An 18247-nucleotide genomic window follows, 5' to 3' on the forward strand; every position below is an offset into this window, starting at 1 on the left:
TGCTACGGACCGCGCTCCAGTAATTCATACGATACATCATTCGTGTGAAGACCGTCACATGTTTGAGCTGTCGAAGTCAGGCTGGAGCACCAGATGCGGTGACCGCCAGCGTCGCGCCCGCATCCACTTTCATCTGAAGGCCTGTGATGTAACGAGCGTCGTCGGACGCGAGGAAAAGAACTGCCTTGCTGATGTCGGCAGGTTCGACGTACCCGATCGGCATCGGTTGCATTGCAGGGAAGGCGATTTCGGCGTCCTCGCGGGTTGGCGATTCCAGATCCGGTCGAAATACGCGATACATCGGTTCGCTTTGCAACATGTTCGTGTTCACGTTGGTCGGATGCACCGCGTTGACCCGGATGGACGATGGAGCAAGAGCTAAAGCCAGGTCGTGGACGTAGCGCGACACTCCTCGCTTGGCATGGGAGTAACCAGCACCTCCCGGTCCGTTGGCCGGGTTGTCCGTCCCTCCTGAAAGAAGCCCTGCCACCGATCCTGTGGCGATGATGGACGCACCAGCGTCGAGATGCCGATATGCCGCCGACACCGTGTTGATCACTCCGATCAAATCGACATCCACCGCATCGATGAATGCCTGCGGCGGCACGTCCCCGCCGAGCGGACAGATGCCTGCATTGGCAACGACGATGTCAAGGTGCCCCAACTGAGCTACCCCGTCGTCCACAGCCCCTCGCAATTGACTCGGCTCACGCACGTCCGCCTTCGTTGCAACGATTCGGCGATCCAATTGTTCGACCAGGCGGACAGTCTCCGCCAGGTCGGCCGCGGATGAGAGTGCATAACCGTTCGTGGCGACGTTCTCACAGATGTCGACGGCGATGATATCGGCACCTTCTCTAGCCAATTCCAATGCGTGACTACGGCCCTGGCCTCGCGCCGCACCAGTGACAAAGGCGACCTTTCCGTCCAACTTTCCCATGATTCCCTCCAGTTCATTCGTTGCGCATGTATGCGTGTACGTGCAGATCAGACGAAGCCGACGGCCTTGGTCTCCAGGTGTTGTTCAAAACCCTCCAGGCCGTTCTGCCGTCCCTGACCACTGAGCTTGTATCCGCCATAGGGCGAATCGGCTCCGTAGAAAACACCGCCGTTGACCGATATGGACCCGGTTCGGATTCGCCGTGCTACAGCAAGTCCATGCTCGGTCGAGGCCGAGAAGACGGCGCCCGACAAGCCGTACATGCTGTCGTTCGCTATCCGGACCGCGTGATCCTCGTCCTCGTATCCGAGCACTGTGAGAACCGGTCCGAACACCTCCTGCTGAGCGATGGTCGACGCGTTCGTCGCCCCTGCGATCACGGTCGGTGCGATGTAGAAGCCGCCCTCCAGATGTTCCGGCAAATTATCTGCCGCCCCTCCCCCTACGGTGATCCGCCCGCCCTCGGCAGCTACACCTTGCAGCATCCCGAGAATCTTGGCCTTCTGCTTGACGTTGATCACCGGACCTACAAATGTCTGGGGATCGGCTGGATCTCCGACAGGCAACTGCCCGTACAAGTGAGTAACCATCTCCACTGCCTCGTCGTACCTGGCATTGGGAACGAGCAACCGAGTCGTCAATGCACAACCCTGCCCGGCGTGCAGACATGCCTGTGCAGCCGACGGAATCACCTGAGCGAAATCCGCGTCTTCGAGCGCAATCATTGCCGACTTGCCACCGAGTTCGAGAAAGACGCGCTTGAGACTTTCAGATGCTTTCTGCTGCAGCATCTTTCCGACTCCGGTGGATCCGGTGAACGAAATCATGTCTACTCGCGGATCAGACACCAGCAACTGCGCAACATTGTTGTCCGGAGTCGGAACCACGTTGAGCACTCCGGCGGGGATATCGGTGTTCTCGCTCACGAGACGGCCGATCCTCGTCGAGGTCCATGGCGTGTTCGGATCGGGCTTGAGGATCAGTGTGTTGCCGGTCGCGAGCGCCTGACCGATCTTGTTGATGATGATCTCGAATGGAAAATTCCACGGCGCAATCGCTCCAACGACGCCGATCGGTTCCTTGTATATGCGGCGCTTGTTGTTCGCCGGGCCGAAGGACAGAGGACCCAAATCGCGTTCCCACTCGAAACTGTCGATGAGTTCGGCCGGATACGTCAGCCCGTCTGCCAAGGGCCAGTCGAGTTGAGCGAGGTGGGTCGATGAAAGCGGCGCTCCTGCTTCGGCAATGATCTCGTTGCGCAGTTGTTCCTTCTCCGATAAGAGCGCATCGTGCAACTGCATCAGAACCCGTCGTCGCAGAGCCCTATCGGTGGACCATGAAGTCTCGTCGAACGCGCGACGCGCAGCACCGATCGCTTCATTCATGTCGTCGCGGTCCGCGGCGGTGGTCACTCCGATCACGCCGCCGGTTGCCGGGCTGATGTTTTCGAAGGTCTCACCCGAGCGAGATTCTCGCAAGCGACCATCGATCATCAAGCGTCGCTCCGCATTACGCTCGGCATCGCTGTTGACATCGGCACTGGTCCGGTCCGCAGATTCCGGGTAGTCGATAGTAGTCATCGATGACTCCTGAGAAGATGGCCGATGCCCTCGGCCGTGTCGGGCGAGATCGCAGCATTGATACCGCAAGGCATACGGTACATAACTTCAGTAGTTCCCGTGAGGTATCGACAAAGAAGAACGACCCGTCTGCTTCTCATGAGAATCGAAAAGAAGACGGGCCATTGCTCATCTATCGCCGCAGCTCTCGCACACTATGTTTCACGAGGTGAGGACCATTGCTCCGCATTGCGGGCCTGCTGCATTGGCGACTACCGCCACTCGCGCGCCGTCGACTTGACGAACGTCGCACTGACCACGTAACTGAAGCGCGGCTTCGGCGAGGAAACTCAATCCGTGCATTCGCCCCTCGGCGAGCTGGCCGCCGTTGGTATTCATCGGTAACGACCCTCCTGGCCCGATGGTCGCGCCGCCGTCGACCCAAGCACCGAATTCGCCGATCCCGCACAGCCCCAGCGCCTCTGCCCACGAAATGGTGATGTGGGTGAATCCGTCGTACAGTTCGGCCACGTCGACGTCGGCAGGGGTGACCGAGGATCGTTCCCACAATGTGTTCGAGCATGCCCTTGTTCCACCGAACACGAAATCATCGGTGAAGGTCCAGTCCGGGCGTCCGCCGGTACCCAACGCACTGGCGTCGATGAAAACCGGCTTCTGTGCCAGGTCGGCGGCTCGTTCGGCGGTGGTGATGATGACCGCGCACGCACCGGTGATGGGGTAATCGCAGTCGAGAAGTCGGAGCGGCTCGGAGACGAATCGTGAGGACAGGTAGTCGTCCATAGTGATCGGATCCCGAAGCACGGCTCGCTCGTTGAGCGCCGACCACTTACGGGCGTTGACCGCAATGGCTCCGTAGTCCTCTTCGCGCCCGCCGAACTCGGCGAATCTACGCTGCTTCTTCATGCCCATCACCGGGATGATCGCACCCGCGACGCCGTAAGGCATCTGATACTGCAGCGGTCCGCCGGCGGGCGGAAACACGACCTGCCCACTCTGTTGGCCCCATTCCCGGGTGATGGACCGAAACACGAGCGCCACGTCGCACTGGCCACTGGCCACCGCTGTCTCGGCGCCCAGCGCGGCGGCAAGTCCCGATGGGCCGGACGCTGCGTAGTCACCGAAACAGCGAAGGTTCTCGATGCCCAGCATGCGCTGCATGTCGATCGAGAGTTCACCGAAGCCGGGGTACTCGAAGATTCCGTCAATATCCGACACGTCGAGTCCGGCGTCGGCGATAGCATTCTTGGCGGCGGTTGTCGCAAGCGGACGACTGTCCACCCCCTTCTCCCGATGAATTGCGGAGTACCCGACCCCGACGATTGCAGTCTTACGTCCGAAGGTCATGCCGAATCTCCTGATCGCACTGGCCGAAACTGGGGAAGGTACTGACTCCCTCGCTCCTCGAAGGTCACCTCGACGGGGAGCCCGGATCGGAGTTCACCGATCTCGGCGTCGACGATATTGCTGAGAATGCGAATGCCCGGGTGATCGTCGAGTTCGGTCAGGCCGATCGCGAGCGGGACGGAATCTGCGAAAGCAGGGTGGAATGCCTGGTGCAGAATCGTGTACGCGTACAAGGTCCCGCGGCCGCTGACGACCACGGGACGCGGGGCGCCCGACACATCGACCCGTTCGGCGACGGAGTTGGGGGGAAACTGAACGAAATCACTGTCCTCGAAGCCTTGAACGGCTAGTTCACCCCGGGCTGCATGCTCCCAGTAGAACGCGCTCACCGCGTCGGGTACAGGCTCTGGCTTGTCCATCGGCACCTCTCTTTCGCCGGTGGTCGTGCGGCATCGTTGTCCACACGACCCTCATCACCGGCTACCATACGGTAAGCCTTTCTGGAAGTTTGCGAAACGGGCAAACCCACACTGACGAGACACATTTCGGATCAGTTCGCGCAAACCCTCCACATTTCCTATGGATAGGTTTACGGTAAAGGCATTCATCGCTCGCGCCGAGAGGCCGCGAGCCCCGAACGACTGGGCACAGTCGAGACGAGAGGTCAGTCATGGCGGGAATTCTGGATGGCATCAAGGTCGTGGAACTGGCTTCGTGGACATTCGTCCCCGCAGCCGGCGCCGTATTGGCGGACTGGGGTGCCGATGTGATCAAGGTCGAGGACACGAAAGCCGGCGATCCCGGTCGCGCACTCGTCGTGGGCGGCCTGCGCCGCCAAAAGGCCCGTGCGGATGCAGATTTCATGCTCGAGATCGGCAACCGCGGCAAGCGAAGCATCGGGCTGGACCTGAAATCGGAGAAGGGTCACGAGTACCTGGCGAAGCTTCTGGCCGAGGCCGATGTTTTTCTGACGAACTGGCTTCCGGCTCCGCTCGAGCGGGCGAACCTGACCTTCGAACAGGTGCGCGCCATCAATCCGAACATCATCGTCGCTCGCGGATCGGGACAGGGACCGCTCGGTCCGGACCGCAACCGCGGCGGATTCGATTCGGCAAGCTTCATGGCCCGCGGTGGAGTTGCATATGCACTGACGCCCGACGACAGCGAATATCCTCTCGGACAGGGACCTGCATTCGGCGATCTGCCGAGCGGAATGACGCTTGCAGGCGGTGTGATCGGCGCACTCTACCATCGCGAAAAGACCGGTGAAACAACGACAGTCGACGTATCGCTACTCGCGCAGGCCATGTGGACCATGGCACCGGACATCCTCGCCTCCGACTTCTTCGGTGTCGACCGGATTCCGGTTCCCCCGGTCGGCAGCGCCATCAACCCCGTCACCAACAAGTACAAGACCCTTGACGGACGCTGGCTGCAGTTGGTCTTCCTCCAGCCTGACAAGTTCTGGGCCAATTTCTGCCACCGCGTCGGACTTTCCGAGCTTGCCGAGGACGGCAGGTTCGTACCATCCGCGAACCTGATGGCCAACACCGACGAGGCGACGGCAATACTGCGTGAACACTTCGCGTCCAGAGACCTCGAGCACTGGACGAAGGTACTTGCAGACGAGCCCGGTGTATGGTCGGCGATCGCCTCGCCGCAGGAAGTGCTCGTCGATCCTCAGGCGGCATCCAACGGATACCTCATCGAAAACAAGGACGACAACGGCGTGGACTATCGCGTCGTCGCTCCCCCGGTCCAGTACGGCAATAAGACCCCGGAACCGTCGCGGGCCCCGGAACACGGTCAACACACCGAGGAGATTCTGCTCGAGCTCGGACTGAGCTGGGCCGACATCGCCGAGGCCAAGGACAGCGGCGCGGTACTCTGACCAGAAACGGATGTAGCCGACACAGGGGTGTCGGCTACATTCGTTTCTCCGGTCATCACCAACGAAAAGGTCCGGCAGACATCTTGTCCGCCGGACCTTTTCGGGCTTGTGTACCGCAGATCGACTCAGACGTTGAGAGGATCGCGAGGAAGTCCCAACAGCCGCTCGGCGATCACGTTGCGTGTGATTTCGGAAGTGCCGCCTGCGATGCTCAGGCACCGATCGAACAGGTACTCGAACGAGATCTCAGCGTACCCACCGGTCACGGCCGAGGTTCCAGCGATCTTCATGCCCAGCTCGGTCACGCGCTGAGCGTGCTCTGCCGAGAGCAACTTGGTCACATTTCCTTCCGGCCCCGGGCCTGCATCGACCACGGCACGAACCACGCGTCGAAGATCGAGCAGTCGCATGTTCTGCTCCTCGACGATCAATCGTGCAACAGAACGGCGAGCCTCGATGTCACCTGGCTTCTCGGCCTTGACGACATCGAGAAGGTCGAAGGCCGACAATCCTTCTCGGCTACCTGCACCGATTGTGACGCGCTCGTTCCCGAGGGTTGCACGAGCCACCTTCCATCCATTGTCCACCGCACCGACTACATCTGAATCGGGAACGAAGACGTCGTCGAAGAAGACCTCGTTGAACAAGGATTCACCGGTGATCTCACGCAGCGGCCGCACAGTCACGCCGGGCGCGTGCATGTCGATGACCATCGCGGTGATGCCCTTGTGCTTGGGTGCGTCTTTGTTGGTGCGGATAGTTGCAAGTCCGCGATTGCAGTCCCGAGCTCCAGAGGTCCACACCTTCTGACCCGTCACGCGCCAACCGCCGTCAACCTTGACTCCCTTCGTGGACACCGCTGCCGCATCCGAACCGGCACCCGGCTCACTGAAGAGCTGGCACCACTGGAAATCGCCGAGGAGACTCGGCATCACCCAACGCTCGATCTGATTCTCGTCGGCCTGCTGCGTCAGTGTCAGAAGCACCCACCCGCCGATACCCAGGTTGGGCTGCTCCACCCCGGCCATTTCGTCCTCGATCACCAACTGTTCGATCGCGCCTGCGGCGAGACCGAACGGAGTGCGCCAATGCGGAACCAGATACCCCGACTCCGCGAGCAACCGACGCCGATCCCCCACAGGCGTGCTGTCATGCTGGGCGACGAATTCGCGGACCGCGGCGCGGTACTGTTCGGCCTCGGCAGGTAGATCGAGTGCGTAGCTCCGGCGTTCACCAGCATCCGATCGATCGATCAGATCGTCCAAGACGATGTCTTCCGGCCCGACCAGCGCCGAGACCGTCCGACTGCGCCGTAGATACAGATGTGCGTCGTGCTCCCAGGTGAAACCGATTCCGCCGTGCAACTGGATGTTGAGTTGAGCATTGTGTATCGCGGCCCCGAATGCCGTAACAGCAGCAACATCGGACACTATCGCCGCCTGCGGATCGGTGACGGGTGTGCGCGCTGCATCCCAGACCGCCGCTGTCGCCAGTTCCGACTGCACGAGCATGTTCGCGCAGTGATGCTTGACTGCCTGGAACGAACCGATCGTTCGCCCGAACTGACTCCTCACCTTCGCGTAGTCGACCGCCATGTCCAGAGTGGCCCGAGCCGAGCCGCATGCTTCCGCTGCGTAGAGCACTCGTGCGATGCGCTGTACCGCCGCCGCCGCGCCTTCCAGCACGGCGCACGCATCGAGAGCCACCGCGTCCAACACCGCCGACCGCACCCCGAGGGTCCTATCGAGCGCGTCGACGACGTCGATGCGAATCCCCGCAGCATCGATCGGAACCACCAATGCATCGTCACCGGTCACGACCAGAAGCAGCGTTGCGAACGCGCCGCCCAGAATTGGTCCCGTCGATCCCGACACGGTGTCTCCGACCGTCAAGGTTCCACCGAGCGCTACGGCGCCTACTGCCGAACCGTCGGCCAGTGTAGGAAGCAACAACGTCCGCTGGTCCTCGGCTCCGAGCTCGTTGATTGCCATCGACACCACAGTCGACGCCGTGAACTCGCCGGGGGCGAGCGCGTAGCCGAGCTGCTCGACGACCAGTGCTGTTTCAGCGAGCCCGTATCCTTGCCCTCCAACGGATTCCGGAAGATGCAGTCCGTGCCAGCCCTGGGTGTTCATTCCCGACCACAGAGCGGAAGTATCGGCGGAGACACCATCGGTGAGTTCTCTCGAACTGGCGCCGGCCTTCACGCCTGCCAGGAAGTCCTTGGCAATGTCCGTGAGCTGTTGGTGTTCCTCCGTGATCGCCAAACTCATGTGCGTTCTCCTTCTCGGTGCTTGACTTCAGGGGTGTTCAAATTCGACTGGAGAGGCCGCTTGGGGGTCTCATATCGAAAGGTTTGGGAAAGTGGTGCTGGCCAGCGGCAAGATGTGTACCATATGCCTTACGGTATGGAACTTACCACCGTAGTCCGGCAGTCCGGATCACTCTGGAAAATAAAACCGTCAAACTCCGTGGCAGTTCGGAGCGGAGCTTGGTCAGGGCAGTCATCAATATGAGGAGAGAACTCTCGTGGCACTGAAAGTTGGAAGTCACCTTCGCGCACCGTCGACGAGTTGCGAGGTCGTCGTCGTTCGAGGCACCGATGATGACGGTGTCGTCGCCGCCGCCGGCGCTTCTATGAGCACCGATGCCGCCGCTGGGGAATCGAACCCTGACGGCCCTGTGCTGGCAATGGGAAAGCGCTATACCGATGTGGATTCGGGCATCGAACTTCTCGTCGTCAAACCCGGAACCGGACCGTTGACCTTCGCCGATCGCGAACTGAACTTGAAGTCGGCAAAAGCACTGCCGGCGTCGGACTGAAAGAGTTCTGAACATGAATCTCCTGACACTCCTCGACATGGTCGCGGGCGGAAACGGCGACATCACGCTGCTCGGAACACGTGCTGAGGGGCTCACCGGTCAGCAGCTCCAGCAGCAAGCACTCGCCGCGGCCACCCTCGTACGCGAAGCCTCCGCAGACACAGTCATCTTTCTCGGCGGCAACGGTCCGGCGTTTCCCGTCGCGCTCTTCGCGTCCGCGTATGCCGGCGTGCCGTTCCTGCCTATCAACTTTCGACTCAGTAGCGATCAGATCGACGAGATCATCAGCCGTTCGACGTCGCCGTTGATCGTCACCGACAACCCCGAACGCGCTGCTACGTCGAACGCGATCACCACCGAGGACTTTCTGTTCCGGTCCGTCACTACCGAACCTCTGGCCGACCCCGCCGATCCCGACGTGGAGGACATCGCAGTCCTCCTTATGACCAGCGGTACCACTGCAGCTCCCAAAAGTGCAGTACTGCGGCACCGGCACCTGACGTCCTACGTTCTCGGTTCTGTCGAATTCGCTTCTGCCGAGCCGACCGACGCCACGATCGTCAGTGTCCCGCCGTATCACATTGCAGCAGTTGCGAATCTGCTTTCGAACTTGTTCGCCGGTCGTCGCATCGTGTACCTCGATCAGTTCACTCCACGCCAGTGGCTCGACACCGTGAAGTCGGAGCGTATTTCCAACGCGATGGTCGTTCCCACGATGCTCGTTCGGATCGTGCGCGAGTTGCTCGCCGCCGGGGAAACCGGCCCGGCATCGTTGAAGGGTCTTTCGTACGGCGGTGCCAAAATCTCGGCCCCCGCTCTGGCCAAAGCTCTGGAACTGTTCCCCGACACAGGCTTCGTCAATGCGTATGGCTTGACGGAAACCGCATCGTCCATCGCAGTGCTCGGACCCGACGATCACCGCGATGCGCTCGCCAGTGACGACCCGAATGTCCGTGCGCGGCTGGCATCTGTGGGTCGGGCGCTTCCCACAGTCGAAATCGAAGTACACGATGCTGACGGATCACCCTGTGCGCCAGGGGAAGTGGGTGACATCGTTGTGCGCGGTCCGCAGGTGGCCGGCGAGTATCTCGAAGCCGGTTCACTCGTCGATCCGAACGGATGGTTCCCCACCCGCGATCTCGGTCATCTGGACTCCGACGGTTTCCTCTTCGTCCAGGGCCGAGCAGACGACACGATCATCCGCGGCGGTGAGAACATTGCTCCCGCTGAGATCGAGGCTGCCCTTGCCGCGCACGAGTCGGTTGCCGACTGTGCTGTCGCGGGGATCCCGGACGCAGAGTGGGGACACCGTATCGCTGCGTTCGTCGTCGCCCAGCCTGGCCACGCCACGGACGCGAATGCACTGCGCGCTTGGGTGCGATCCCAGCTTCGAAGCTCGAAAACGCCGGACGACGTGATCTTTCTGGACGAGCTGCCTACGACACCGACCGGGAAGATCCTTCGACGCAACCTCGTAGCGTCTGTCGTGTCCGACGCGCCGGCCTGATCGAACGGTGGTGCCGACGAATGCCCCGTCCGATTCGGACGGGGCATTCGTCGTTACCACCGCCCTGGTACCGACAGTGTGTACCGAAGTATCGGAAGTACGCACCGAGAAAGTCGACCCCATCCGATTGGAAAGGGCCGGCTTCCTTCGCTGTGGTGTCAGCGACCGCGTTTGACGTCCTTGAAAGGAACGTCACGATCGGCTGCATATTCTCGTGGCATCTGCAGTAGACGTTCGCTGATGATGTTGCGTGACATCTCGCTGCTGCCACCGCCGAGACTAGCACCCTGACGGGACAGGTAGTGCTGGCCCATATCGGCGGCGCCGCGTTCACCCAACGGCCCCACAACTGACTCGCTGCCTGCGAGCTCGAGTGCGACATCGCTGTTGAGCCAGTCGGTTTCAGCGTGGAACAGCCGGATCAATGACATGGCCGGACCCGGCATCTCACCGGATTCGACAGCACCGGTGACTCGCTTGATCAGCTGGTCTTGAACTGTGCGGTGTGCGTAGGCCTCGCCGACGCGTTCGCGAACCCGCACATCGTGATTCTGACCGGTCGCCTTCGCCAACTCTACGAAATCCAGTGACGCATTGCGGGTGTCGAGCACGCCGACACCGCTCGAGTACTGCGATCCACCGCCCACTGCGGTTCGCTCGTGAAAGAGCTGCCGTGAAGCAACCGACCAACCGTCATTGACCTCACCTACGACGCAATCGGCAGGAATGACAACGTTATCGAAGAATTCCTCACAGAATTCCGTGGATCCGTTGACCTGCTTGATTCGACGAATCGTCACGCCGGGCGAATCGACCTTCAGCAGGAACATGGTCAAACCGCGATGTTTGGGTGCATCCCAGTCGGTGCGTGCCAGGCACAGTGCCCAATCGGCCGCGTATGCACTCGTGCTCCAGGTCTTCGCGCCGTTGAGGATCCATTCGTCCCCGTCGCGCTCCGCTCTGGTGATCAGCCCGGCGAGATCGGAGCCACCGCTGGGCTCGGACAGGAACTGCACCAGGATTTCGTCACCGCGAATGGCAGCGCCGATGCGGTCCCGCTTCTGCTGCTCGTTTCCCATGTCGAGAATGGTGGGCGCACAGATGGTGAAGGTGGGGACATTGAGCAGCAACGGCAGCTCGTAGCCTATGGCTTCCTCGGTGAACGCCTCCTGATGCGCAGGGGTGAGACCAAGGCCGCCGTATTCGACCGGGTAACAGATACCGGCGAACCCGCCGGCGTAGAGCATCTTTTGAAGTTCGCGGGTGCGTAGCCACATTGCATCGTCGTCGCCTTCGGGTGCAGCAGGTGCATCCGGATCGAACCGCGGCATGTTCGCAGCGAGCCAGCCTCGTGCGCGCAAGCGGAAGTCTTCGACGCTTTCTGTCGTCACAGCCATGATGTTCGGTCCCTTCTAGAGTTCGAGGTAGTCGGCGATCGAACGCCGGTGATCTTCCGGCGTTCCCAACAGTTCGCGGTTCAGTAGGGCACGGCGCAGGAACAGATGCAGATCGTGCTCCCACGTGATGCCGATCCCGCCGTGCATCTGCACGCAGTCCTGAATGATCTGCGCGGATCGCCATCCGACGTAGGACTTCGCCACGCTGACGAGGTATCCCGCGTCGTCTGCACGGTTCTGGACTGCTTCCGCGGCACCGTCGACGGTTGCGTGGCACGCTTCGAGCCACATCTTCATGTCTGCGAAGCGATGCTTGAGTGCCTGATACGACGCGAGTGGACGGCCGAACGAGTAGCGGTCGAAGGCCCACTGCACGGTGAAGTCGAAGACGGTGTCGAGCAGTCCGACCGTCTCGGCGACCTGGAGAAGGTTGGCTACCTGAATCTGACGGTGGATGAGGGCCACTGTCGTGTCGACATCTCCGACTGCAGTGTCGATACCAACCTCGGCGTTGTCGAACTCGACCGACGCGTATTGCTTGACCAGGTCGATCGAGCGCGAGCGAGTCACGCTCACACCCGGCACGTCTGCATCGACCAGAAACTGAAGGGGGCCTGCATCGGTCAGTGCGGTGACCAGGAAGGTGTCGGCCTGCGGACCGGCTTCGACGCGGTCCTTGACTCCGTTCAACACGTAACCTTCTGCGGTGGCGGAGGCGGTCACTGTCGGAGCATGGGGAGCCCAGGCATTGCCCGGCTCGTAGACCGTCCAGGTGGCGATCTTTTTACCAGAGATCAGTTCCTCGATCTCCTTGGTGTGGTCGGGACCGGTGCGCGCATCCACGAGTGCCGCTAGAACGACGTTCACCGGATGCAAAGGCCCAGGGGCAACGCCACGGCCGAGTTCCTCGGCCACCGCAACGAGGTCGAGAATGCCATTGCCTGTGACGCTGCCACCCCCGAGATCCTCTGGCACCTGGAGGGCAGTCCAGCCCAATTCGGCGCCTTTGGTCCACCACGAACGCTCAAATGAGCTGTCTTCGTCTGCGAGAGCTCGCACTCGGCTTATGGGTGTTTCTTTGGAGAGAAAAGACTTGGTTGTTGCTCGGAACAGCTTGTGTTCCGAGGACGTGTCCACTGTCATTCGGTTAACCCCTTCTGTTCCTCCACCGATCACACCCGACAGTACGAAGGGCTAAGGACCCGGGAGGAAACGTATCGACGGCTCTTGATTCGGTCGAAAGACCGTGGCAACGACCGAAAGTAGTCGCCACCAGCAGAATGCGCCGCCGACACGTCATTGTCAAATGCCTTACGGTAAGACTAACGGAATAGTATTCTATTGGGACGTTCAGAAGAGAGAAGGCATCATGGACACAGTGGATCTGGGCTCTGCGGCCGACGTACGCCGCCAGTTGTCCGAGTACGGATACCTTCCGGACGAACACATCGCCGGAACAGTCCATCTCGCAGCCGCATTGGGAAAGCCTGTACTGGTCGAGGGACCCGCAGGGACCGGTAAGACAGAACTCGCCAAGAGCGTTGCCGCGATCACCGACGCACGGCTGATCCGACTGCAGTGCTACGAGGGCCTCGACGAATCACGGGCCCTCTACGAATGGGACTACCGAAAGCAGCTTCTCGCTATCCAGGCCGCGCGATCGGCCGACGATGCCGGCGCCATCGATGCCGGAATATTCGACGAGAAGTTTCTACTCACTCGTCCACTACTCGAGGCCATTCGAGCCAAGGACCGGGTAGTTCTCCTGATCGACGAGGTCGATCGATTAGACATCGAGACCGAAGCGCTCTTGCTGGAGATCCTGTCGGACTTCCAGGTATCCATCCCCGAACTGGGTACTGTGGTCGCCACACAGAAACCGTTGATATTCCTGACGTCGAACAACACACGCGATTTGTCGGAAGCACTCAAACGCCGATGCCTGTACCTCCATGTTGGCTACCCGAGCGCCGAACGCGAACGCGACATCGTGATGTCCAAGGTTCCAGGTATCACCGAGCACGTTGCCGGCCAGGTCACCGCGGTGGTGAATTCTCTCCGTTCGATGAATCTCAAGAAGAAGCCGTCCATCTCCGAAACCCTCGACTGGGCACGCACTCTCGTACTACTCGGCACCGAGGAGGTCGACGTGCAGACTGTCGTGTCACATCTGCACGTCCTCCTCAAGTACCAGTCCGATATCGAGTCGACTACCGCGGAACTCGGCACAGCCCATGTCTGAGTACGTGTCAGACCGCCGTCCGCGAACGGACGAAGTCCGTCACGGCATTCAGGGCACGGTAGTCCGCGCTCGTAGCGAAGTGGTCTACCCCCGGAAGGGATACCAGCGTCGAACTCCGCAGGGCGGAAAGGAGATTCGTGGCCGGACCCACGTCGTCACGCTCCCCCAGCACGACCAGAACATCTGCGTCGATCGAGCCCAGCGCGCCAGTGTCCGGTTGACGAGGAACCGCGCGCACGAACTTGGCGATCGATCCGAGGTCGTTACCTGCGGCGCGGGCCGTCCGGGCCATGAAGGCCAGGGCGGGGTCCTCGATGTCTCCATCGGACTCGAAAGCGTCGGCGATGGCGCGCAAACCCGAACCGTCGTTCCACATTCCATCGCCGACTCCGAGCAGAGCGAGGTTTCGGAACTGCGAAGGTTCACGGACGGCGCTGCGCAACAGCATCAGCGAGCCGGCAGAGAATCCCACGGCGGTATCGATGCCGTGTGTTCTCGCCATGTCGAGCAAGGCGGCGAGGGCGTCGTCGTCGTTGCCCGGCTCTACGGTGGATCCCGAATGGCCGGGAAGGGCGAAACCAACTGCTTCGTAGCCCATTTCTCCGACGGCATCAGGCCACCCACTTCTTTCCCAGTTGTTGCTGTAATTCGATGCGAGCCCGTGCACGAACAGAATCTTGGAAGAGGTCATACCCGCATACTAGACGCAATTACTTTGTTGCACAGCTTGTCTCACGGAAACCGGGCCGTCTCGTGTTGACTGCCATCGAAGGACTCGTCGGAGAACTCAGGCGCATGCAGGTACCGATCTCGACTAGCGAGGTGCTCGACGCAATGCGGGCAGTCACCGTCACCGACATCTCGGCTCGAGCTGAGTTCAAATCGGCGATTCGGGCTTGCCTCGTCAAATCCGAAGACCACCGCCATGCGTTCGATACGGTTTTCGAGCTGTACTTCGCTCCTCCTGTCTCCGACTCGGCGGAAGATTCGGGCAACGGTCGACTCGTCGCCCCGCTGGAGTCGTTGTCCGACGCCGAACTTCGCGAAATTCTAGTCGATGCAGCAGCCTTCGAAGGGGACACGCTCCTGCGTGAGATCGCGAATGTCACCGTCGACCGGCACGCAGGAATTCAGCCGGGACGGGCCGTCGCCGGGACGTTCTACACCTATCGAGCCATGCGCGCGATGGGAGCTGATTCTCTTGTCGCGGACATTCTTTCACGAAGCAGACACGACGACCGTCCGATGTCCGGGCTCGCAACGCGAATGGCACGCGAGCACGCAGAGAATCGGGTCGAACGCTTTCGCCAACTCGTCGAGAGCAGAATTCGAATCGCGCTCGTTGCCGACCGCGGCGCTGATGCCGTCGCAGCCACACTTCGCACCCCACTACCCGAAGACAGCGACTTCTTGACCGCGTCCTCGGAACAGATCGCAGCGATGCGCACTGTCATGGACCCACTCGGCCGCAAACTCGGCTCCGCACTAACCGACAAACGAAAGCGATCCGGCCGTCAGGTAGTCGACATCCGACGCACCATCCGAGGGTCGATGTCAACCGGCGGAATCCCCTTGAACCTGAAAATGGCAGAACCACGGCCCAGCAAGCCGAAACTCGTTGTTCTCGCCGATATCTCCGGATCAGTGGCCACTTTTGCAGAATTCACACTGCGCTTGATGTCGGCGCTACGAATGGAATTTGCATCCCTTCGATCGTTCGTATTTATCGACGGGGTGGACGAGGTGACACACATCTTCGCCGAGGCCGGCACCATCGTCGAAGCCTCCGCCCGCATCAACAACGAAAAACTCGGAGTCTGGCTCGACGGCCGGTCGGACTACGGGCACGCACTGGAGGATTTCGCCGATCGATGCCTCCACGACCTCGACAGCCGCAGTACAGTTTTGATTCTGGGCGACGCACGCAACAACTACCACAACCCACGCGCGGACATTCTCGATGCGGTTCGCACCAGAGCAGGGCACCTCTACTGGCTCAACCCGGAAAAACAGGTGCTGTGGAACAGCGGGGACTCGGTGATCTCCGAGTACTCCAAGCACTGCGACGAAGTACATGAATGTCGAAACATCAGACAACTCGCCGCCTTCGTCGAAGCACTCGACTGATGTCAACACCGAACCAGGAAGAGGATTTACACATGACGACACTCGTCTCCGAAGCCATGCACTCCGCAGTCGGACGGACGGTGACCGAACGATCGAGCCACCCGATCTCCGAGTCGGATATCCGTAAATGGGCGTTAGCCGTCTACTGGCCTGCAGAGCCTCCTCGTCTGTACTTGGACGCCGAGTATGCCGCAACCACAAAATGGTCCGGAGTCGTGGCACCAGAGGAATTCAACCCCTTCGCCTGGTCCGTTGCACACACGTCACCGTCCGCCGACTCCGCCGAATCAGGCACGGACGCCAACGATCCGGACCGGCTCGAGAAGGCACTGGGCATCGTCGGGCCCGGGCTGAAGTTCCAACTGAACGGTGGTCTCGTGACCGAGTACGGCGAACGGATGCGCCCCGGCGATGTAATCACCGGAACCGAGAGCCTGCACGAATACCGCGAGCGCGACGGAAAGCTCGGCTCCATGCTGTTCACCACTATCGAAGATCTCTGGACAAACCAGCACGGCTCGGTGGTCAAGCGAACCCTGATGACGCTCATCCGGCATTGACCGTACCGGGAACACAACGAAAGCGAGTAATCATGACCAACACCCAGACAACCACCATCCCCACGGTAGGAGAAGAACTTCGGCCCTTCACCAGGGACACCGGGTTCGCCACGTGGAACCGCTACGCAGCGGTCAACGACGAGTTCGTGCCGATCCATATGGATGACGAGGCAGGCCGGATTGCAGGCCAGAGCGGCGCTTTCGGCATGGGAAACCTACAGTGGTCCTATCTGCACAATCTCATCCGCCAGTGGGCGGGTGATGATGCGGTGATCCTGTCCGTCAGTTGCCAGTTCCGCAAGCCCAACACGAAGGGGCCCGTGACCGCGCATGGTCGGGTCTCCTCGGTGAGAAGCTCCGACGCAGGTACTGAGGTCTCTCTCGACATCTGGACCGAGGACGGCGTCGGCGACAAGCTGGCACCCGGATCAGCCACTGTCCTGTTGCGTTGATCTTGTTCCTCAACGACTTCGGGGTGTGTCGCGAGATCTTGCGACACACCCCGAAGTCATGTGCTGAGGATCAGACCTCGAACGGATCGTTGGGGATGGTTTCCGTACTGAAGAAGTACGGCGCGTTATGGCAATCGTCCGGGTTCGCTGCGAGCAGCGTGGGACGAATACGAGTGGTCCGAACTCCCTTGAGGTTCAACCACTTCTCCGCCGAGTCGAGGTCACCGACGCGGAATGTCACGCCGTAGATCATGTTGCCCCACTGGTCTACATGGCGGCCCAGATCGGAGTCCGTGTTGAGCGGTTGCGCGAGCTGAAGCAAGCAATCTCCCAGCTGGACGATCTGAAACTTGGTCTGCAGGTCGTCGTCGATCCCGGAATGGACCGGAACCGCCTGGATCACGTCGACATACGTGTGTACCGCAGCATCGAGATCCTTGACACCGAGTGTCACGTAGTTGGCCCGCTCGATGGTGAGCGGGTGGCTACGCCACAGCTTCACCTGGGAAGACCATGTTCCGAGCTGGCGGGGATCGTCTGGCATGTCCGTGCGACACAGCTCAACCATCAGCCCCGCCGTATCGCGCGGACTCGGGTAGAAGTACATCGTCTCCGGGTCCATCTCTTCGATCTTTCCGCCACCGGGCTTGCCGATGTACACGCCACGCTCGATGAGCCTGTTGCCGATGGCAACCAGGTCGTCGACCTTGTAGCCTACCGAGTGGAGGTGCTTGCCGTACTTGGTGTAGAATTTGCCGACTGGTTTGGTCGGATCGGCGGGCAGGTTCGGCGCCATCGTCTCGACGCAGAAGTCCGAGACCTGAATCAAGCCGGCCCAGCGATCCTCCACCTCGAGCCACTGCGGTTCGTCGACGCCCATGAACATCAGTCCGCCGAACACGTCCTCGTAGAACTTGTTCAGCGTGGGAACGTCGTCTGTCATGTGCACCATGTGAATCATCAGGCCGATACCGTGGTCGCCGGTCTTCTGGACAATCTTCTCCATGTCACTTCTCCTGTCGTGTCGTGCTATTGCCGTGGAAAATTAGATAGCGGTGAGGAATTCGACCACCGGGGGGTGATCGGTCACGTTCATCGTGTCCGTCATGGAGACTCGTCCTTCGCTGACTGCGCCCTGCAGCGCTGCGGCCGCTGCGTCGGCGTCGGCGTCGTCGATCTCATAGATTGCGACATAACGTGGCAGTGCCTGATCGCCGGCGGCCGGGTCGAGAACCCGATAGCGACCTACGGAGGTGATCGCCGGGATGGCAGCGCGCACGTCGGGAATGTGAATCTCGTCGTACCAACGGCCGAACTCCGCGTCGACCTCGACGCTCGATGGACTGCTGGATGCAAGCAATATCGCTTTCGCCATGATGTGGCC

General features: G+C 60.8%; 17 protein-coding genes. 7 read left to right on the forward strand and 10 right to left on the reverse strand.

Annotated elements, in window-relative coordinates; all coding sequences use genetic code 11:
- Window positions 1-76: 76 nt before the first annotated feature.
- The 4 genes from BH682_RS32200 to BH682_RS32215 all read right to left on the reverse strand — a co-directional run bounded on the left by BH682_RS32200 (window position 77) and on the right by BH682_RS32215 (window position 4283).
- Window positions 77-940, reverse strand: coding sequence for a mycofactocin-coupled SDR family oxidoreductase (locus BH682_RS32200; RefSeq protein ID WP_075836046.1), 864 nt, complete (start codon window positions 938-940; stop codon window positions 77-79).
- Window positions 941-987: 47 nt separating this feature from the next.
- Window positions 988-2520 carry an aldehyde dehydrogenase family protein gene (locus BH682_RS32205; protein ID WP_075836048.1) on the reverse strand — a complete coding sequence of 511 codons (1533 nt, stop codon included), beginning with the start codon at window positions 2518-2520 and terminating at the stop codon, window positions 988-990.
- Between the two features lie 201 nt (window positions 2521-2721).
- A complete protein-coding gene (locus BH682_RS32210; RefSeq protein ID WP_075836049.1) occupies window positions 2722-3864 on the reverse strand; it encodes a thiolase family protein in 1143 nt (380 codons plus the stop codon).
- Window positions 3861-4283 carry a Zn-ribbon domain-containing OB-fold protein gene (locus tag BH682_RS32215; RefSeq protein WP_075836050.1) on the reverse strand — a complete coding sequence of 141 codons (423 nt, stop codon included), beginning with the start codon at window positions 4281-4283 and terminating at the stop codon, window positions 3861-3863. Before BH682_RS32215 ends, BH682_RS32210 begins: the two co-directional genes overlap by 4 nt.
- Before the next feature lie 251 nt (window positions 4284-4534).
- Here BH682_RS32215 and BH682_RS32220 point away from each other — a divergent pair, with 251 nt between their 5' ends.
- Complete coding sequence (locus tag BH682_RS32220; protein ID WP_075836052.1) at window positions 4535-5755, forward strand: CaiB/BaiF CoA transferase family protein; 1221 nt, start codon at window positions 4535-4537, stop codon at window positions 5753-5755.
- A gap of 125 nt (window positions 5756-5880) precedes the next feature.
- On the opposite strand, the gene BH682_RS32225 is transcribed toward BH682_RS32220, so the two are convergent.
- The gene (locus BH682_RS32225; protein WP_075836053.1) at window positions 5881-8028 is read right to left on the reverse strand and encodes an acyl-CoA dehydrogenase; all 2148 of its coding nucleotides are present in this window, start codon (window positions 8026-8028) and stop codon (window positions 5881-5883) included.
- Window positions 8029-8284: 256 nt separating this feature from the next.
- Here BH682_RS32225 and BH682_RS32230 point away from each other — a divergent pair, with 256 nt between their 5' ends.
- On the forward strand, window positions 8285-8578 hold the full coding sequence (locus BH682_RS32230) for a hypothetical protein (protein ID WP_087503910.1): 294 nt from the start codon (window positions 8285-8287) through the stop codon (window positions 8576-8578).
- A 13-nt stretch (window positions 8579-8591) separates the two neighbouring features.
- The gene (locus tag BH682_RS32235; protein WP_075836055.1) at window positions 8592-10085 is read left to right on the forward strand and encodes a class I adenylate-forming enzyme family protein; all 1494 of its coding nucleotides are present in this window, start codon (window positions 8592-8594) and stop codon (window positions 10083-10085) included.
- A gap of 158 nt (window positions 10086-10243) precedes the next feature.
- Here the strand turns inward: BH682_RS32235 and BH682_RS32240 are convergent, their stop codons facing one another.
- Complete coding sequence (locus BH682_RS32240; RefSeq protein ID WP_075836057.1) at window positions 10244-11482, reverse strand: acyl-CoA dehydrogenase family protein; 1239 nt, start codon at window positions 11480-11482, stop codon at window positions 10244-10246.
- A 15-nt stretch (window positions 11483-11497) separates the two neighbouring features.
- Window positions 11498-12625, reverse strand: a complete 1128-nt coding sequence (locus BH682_RS32245; protein ID WP_075836059.1) for an acyl-CoA dehydrogenase family protein — start codon at window positions 12623-12625, stop codon at window positions 11498-11500.
- A 226-nt stretch (window positions 12626-12851) separates the two neighbouring features.
- Here BH682_RS32245 and BH682_RS32250 point away from each other — a divergent pair, with 226 nt between their 5' ends.
- Window positions 12852-13724, forward strand: coding sequence for an AAA family ATPase (locus BH682_RS32250; protein ID WP_075836061.1), 873 nt, complete (start codon window positions 12852-12854; stop codon window positions 13722-13724).
- 7 nt (window positions 13725-13731) lie between these two features.
- On the opposite strand, the gene BH682_RS32255 is transcribed toward BH682_RS32250, so the two are convergent.
- Window positions 13732-14415 carry an alpha/beta fold hydrolase gene (locus tag BH682_RS32255; protein WP_075836063.1) on the reverse strand — a complete coding sequence of 228 codons (684 nt, stop codon included), beginning with the start codon at window positions 14413-14415 and terminating at the stop codon, window positions 13732-13734.
- Window positions 14416-14477: 62 nt separating this feature from the next.
- On the opposite strand from BH682_RS32255, the gene BH682_RS32260 reads away from it, so the two are divergent.
- From BH682_RS32260 to BH682_RS32270, 3 genes are read left to right on the forward strand one after another with little or no spacing between them, the layout of a single operon-like run.
- Window positions 14478-15851 (forward strand): vWA domain-containing protein, encoded by a 1374-nt coding sequence (locus BH682_RS32260; RefSeq protein ID WP_190287678.1) that lies wholly within the window; start codon window positions 14478-14480, stop codon window positions 15849-15851.
- A 32-nt stretch (window positions 15852-15883) separates the two neighbouring features.
- A complete protein-coding gene (locus tag BH682_RS32265; RefSeq protein ID WP_075836393.1) occupies window positions 15884-16411 on the forward strand; it encodes an FAS1-like dehydratase domain-containing protein in 528 nt (175 codons plus the stop codon).
- A gap of 32 nt (window positions 16412-16443) precedes the next feature.
- On the forward strand, window positions 16444-16863 hold the full coding sequence (locus BH682_RS32270) for a MaoC/PaaZ C-terminal domain-containing protein (protein ID WP_075836065.1): 420 nt from the start codon (window positions 16444-16446) through the stop codon (window positions 16861-16863).
- 70 nt (window positions 16864-16933) lie between these two features.
- On the opposite strand, the gene BH682_RS32275 is transcribed toward BH682_RS32270, so the two are convergent.
- Window positions 16934-17869, reverse strand: a complete 936-nt coding sequence (locus tag BH682_RS32275) for a VOC family protein (RefSeq protein ID WP_075836067.1) — start codon at window positions 17867-17869, stop codon at window positions 16934-16936.
- Between the two features lie 39 nt (window positions 17870-17908).
- On the reverse strand, window positions 17909-18238 hold the full coding sequence (locus BH682_RS32280) for a DUF4286 family protein (RefSeq protein WP_075836069.1): 330 nt from the start codon (window positions 18236-18238) through the stop codon (window positions 17909-17911).
- Window positions 18239-18247: the final 9 nt, after the last annotated feature.

The sequence above is a fragment of the Rhodococcus sp. YL-1 genome (assembly GCF_001942025.1).
In the GTDB taxonomy this organism is placed as follows: Bacteria; Actinomycetota; Actinomycetes; order Mycobacteriales; family Mycobacteriaceae; genus Rhodococcus_F; species Rhodococcus_F qingshengii.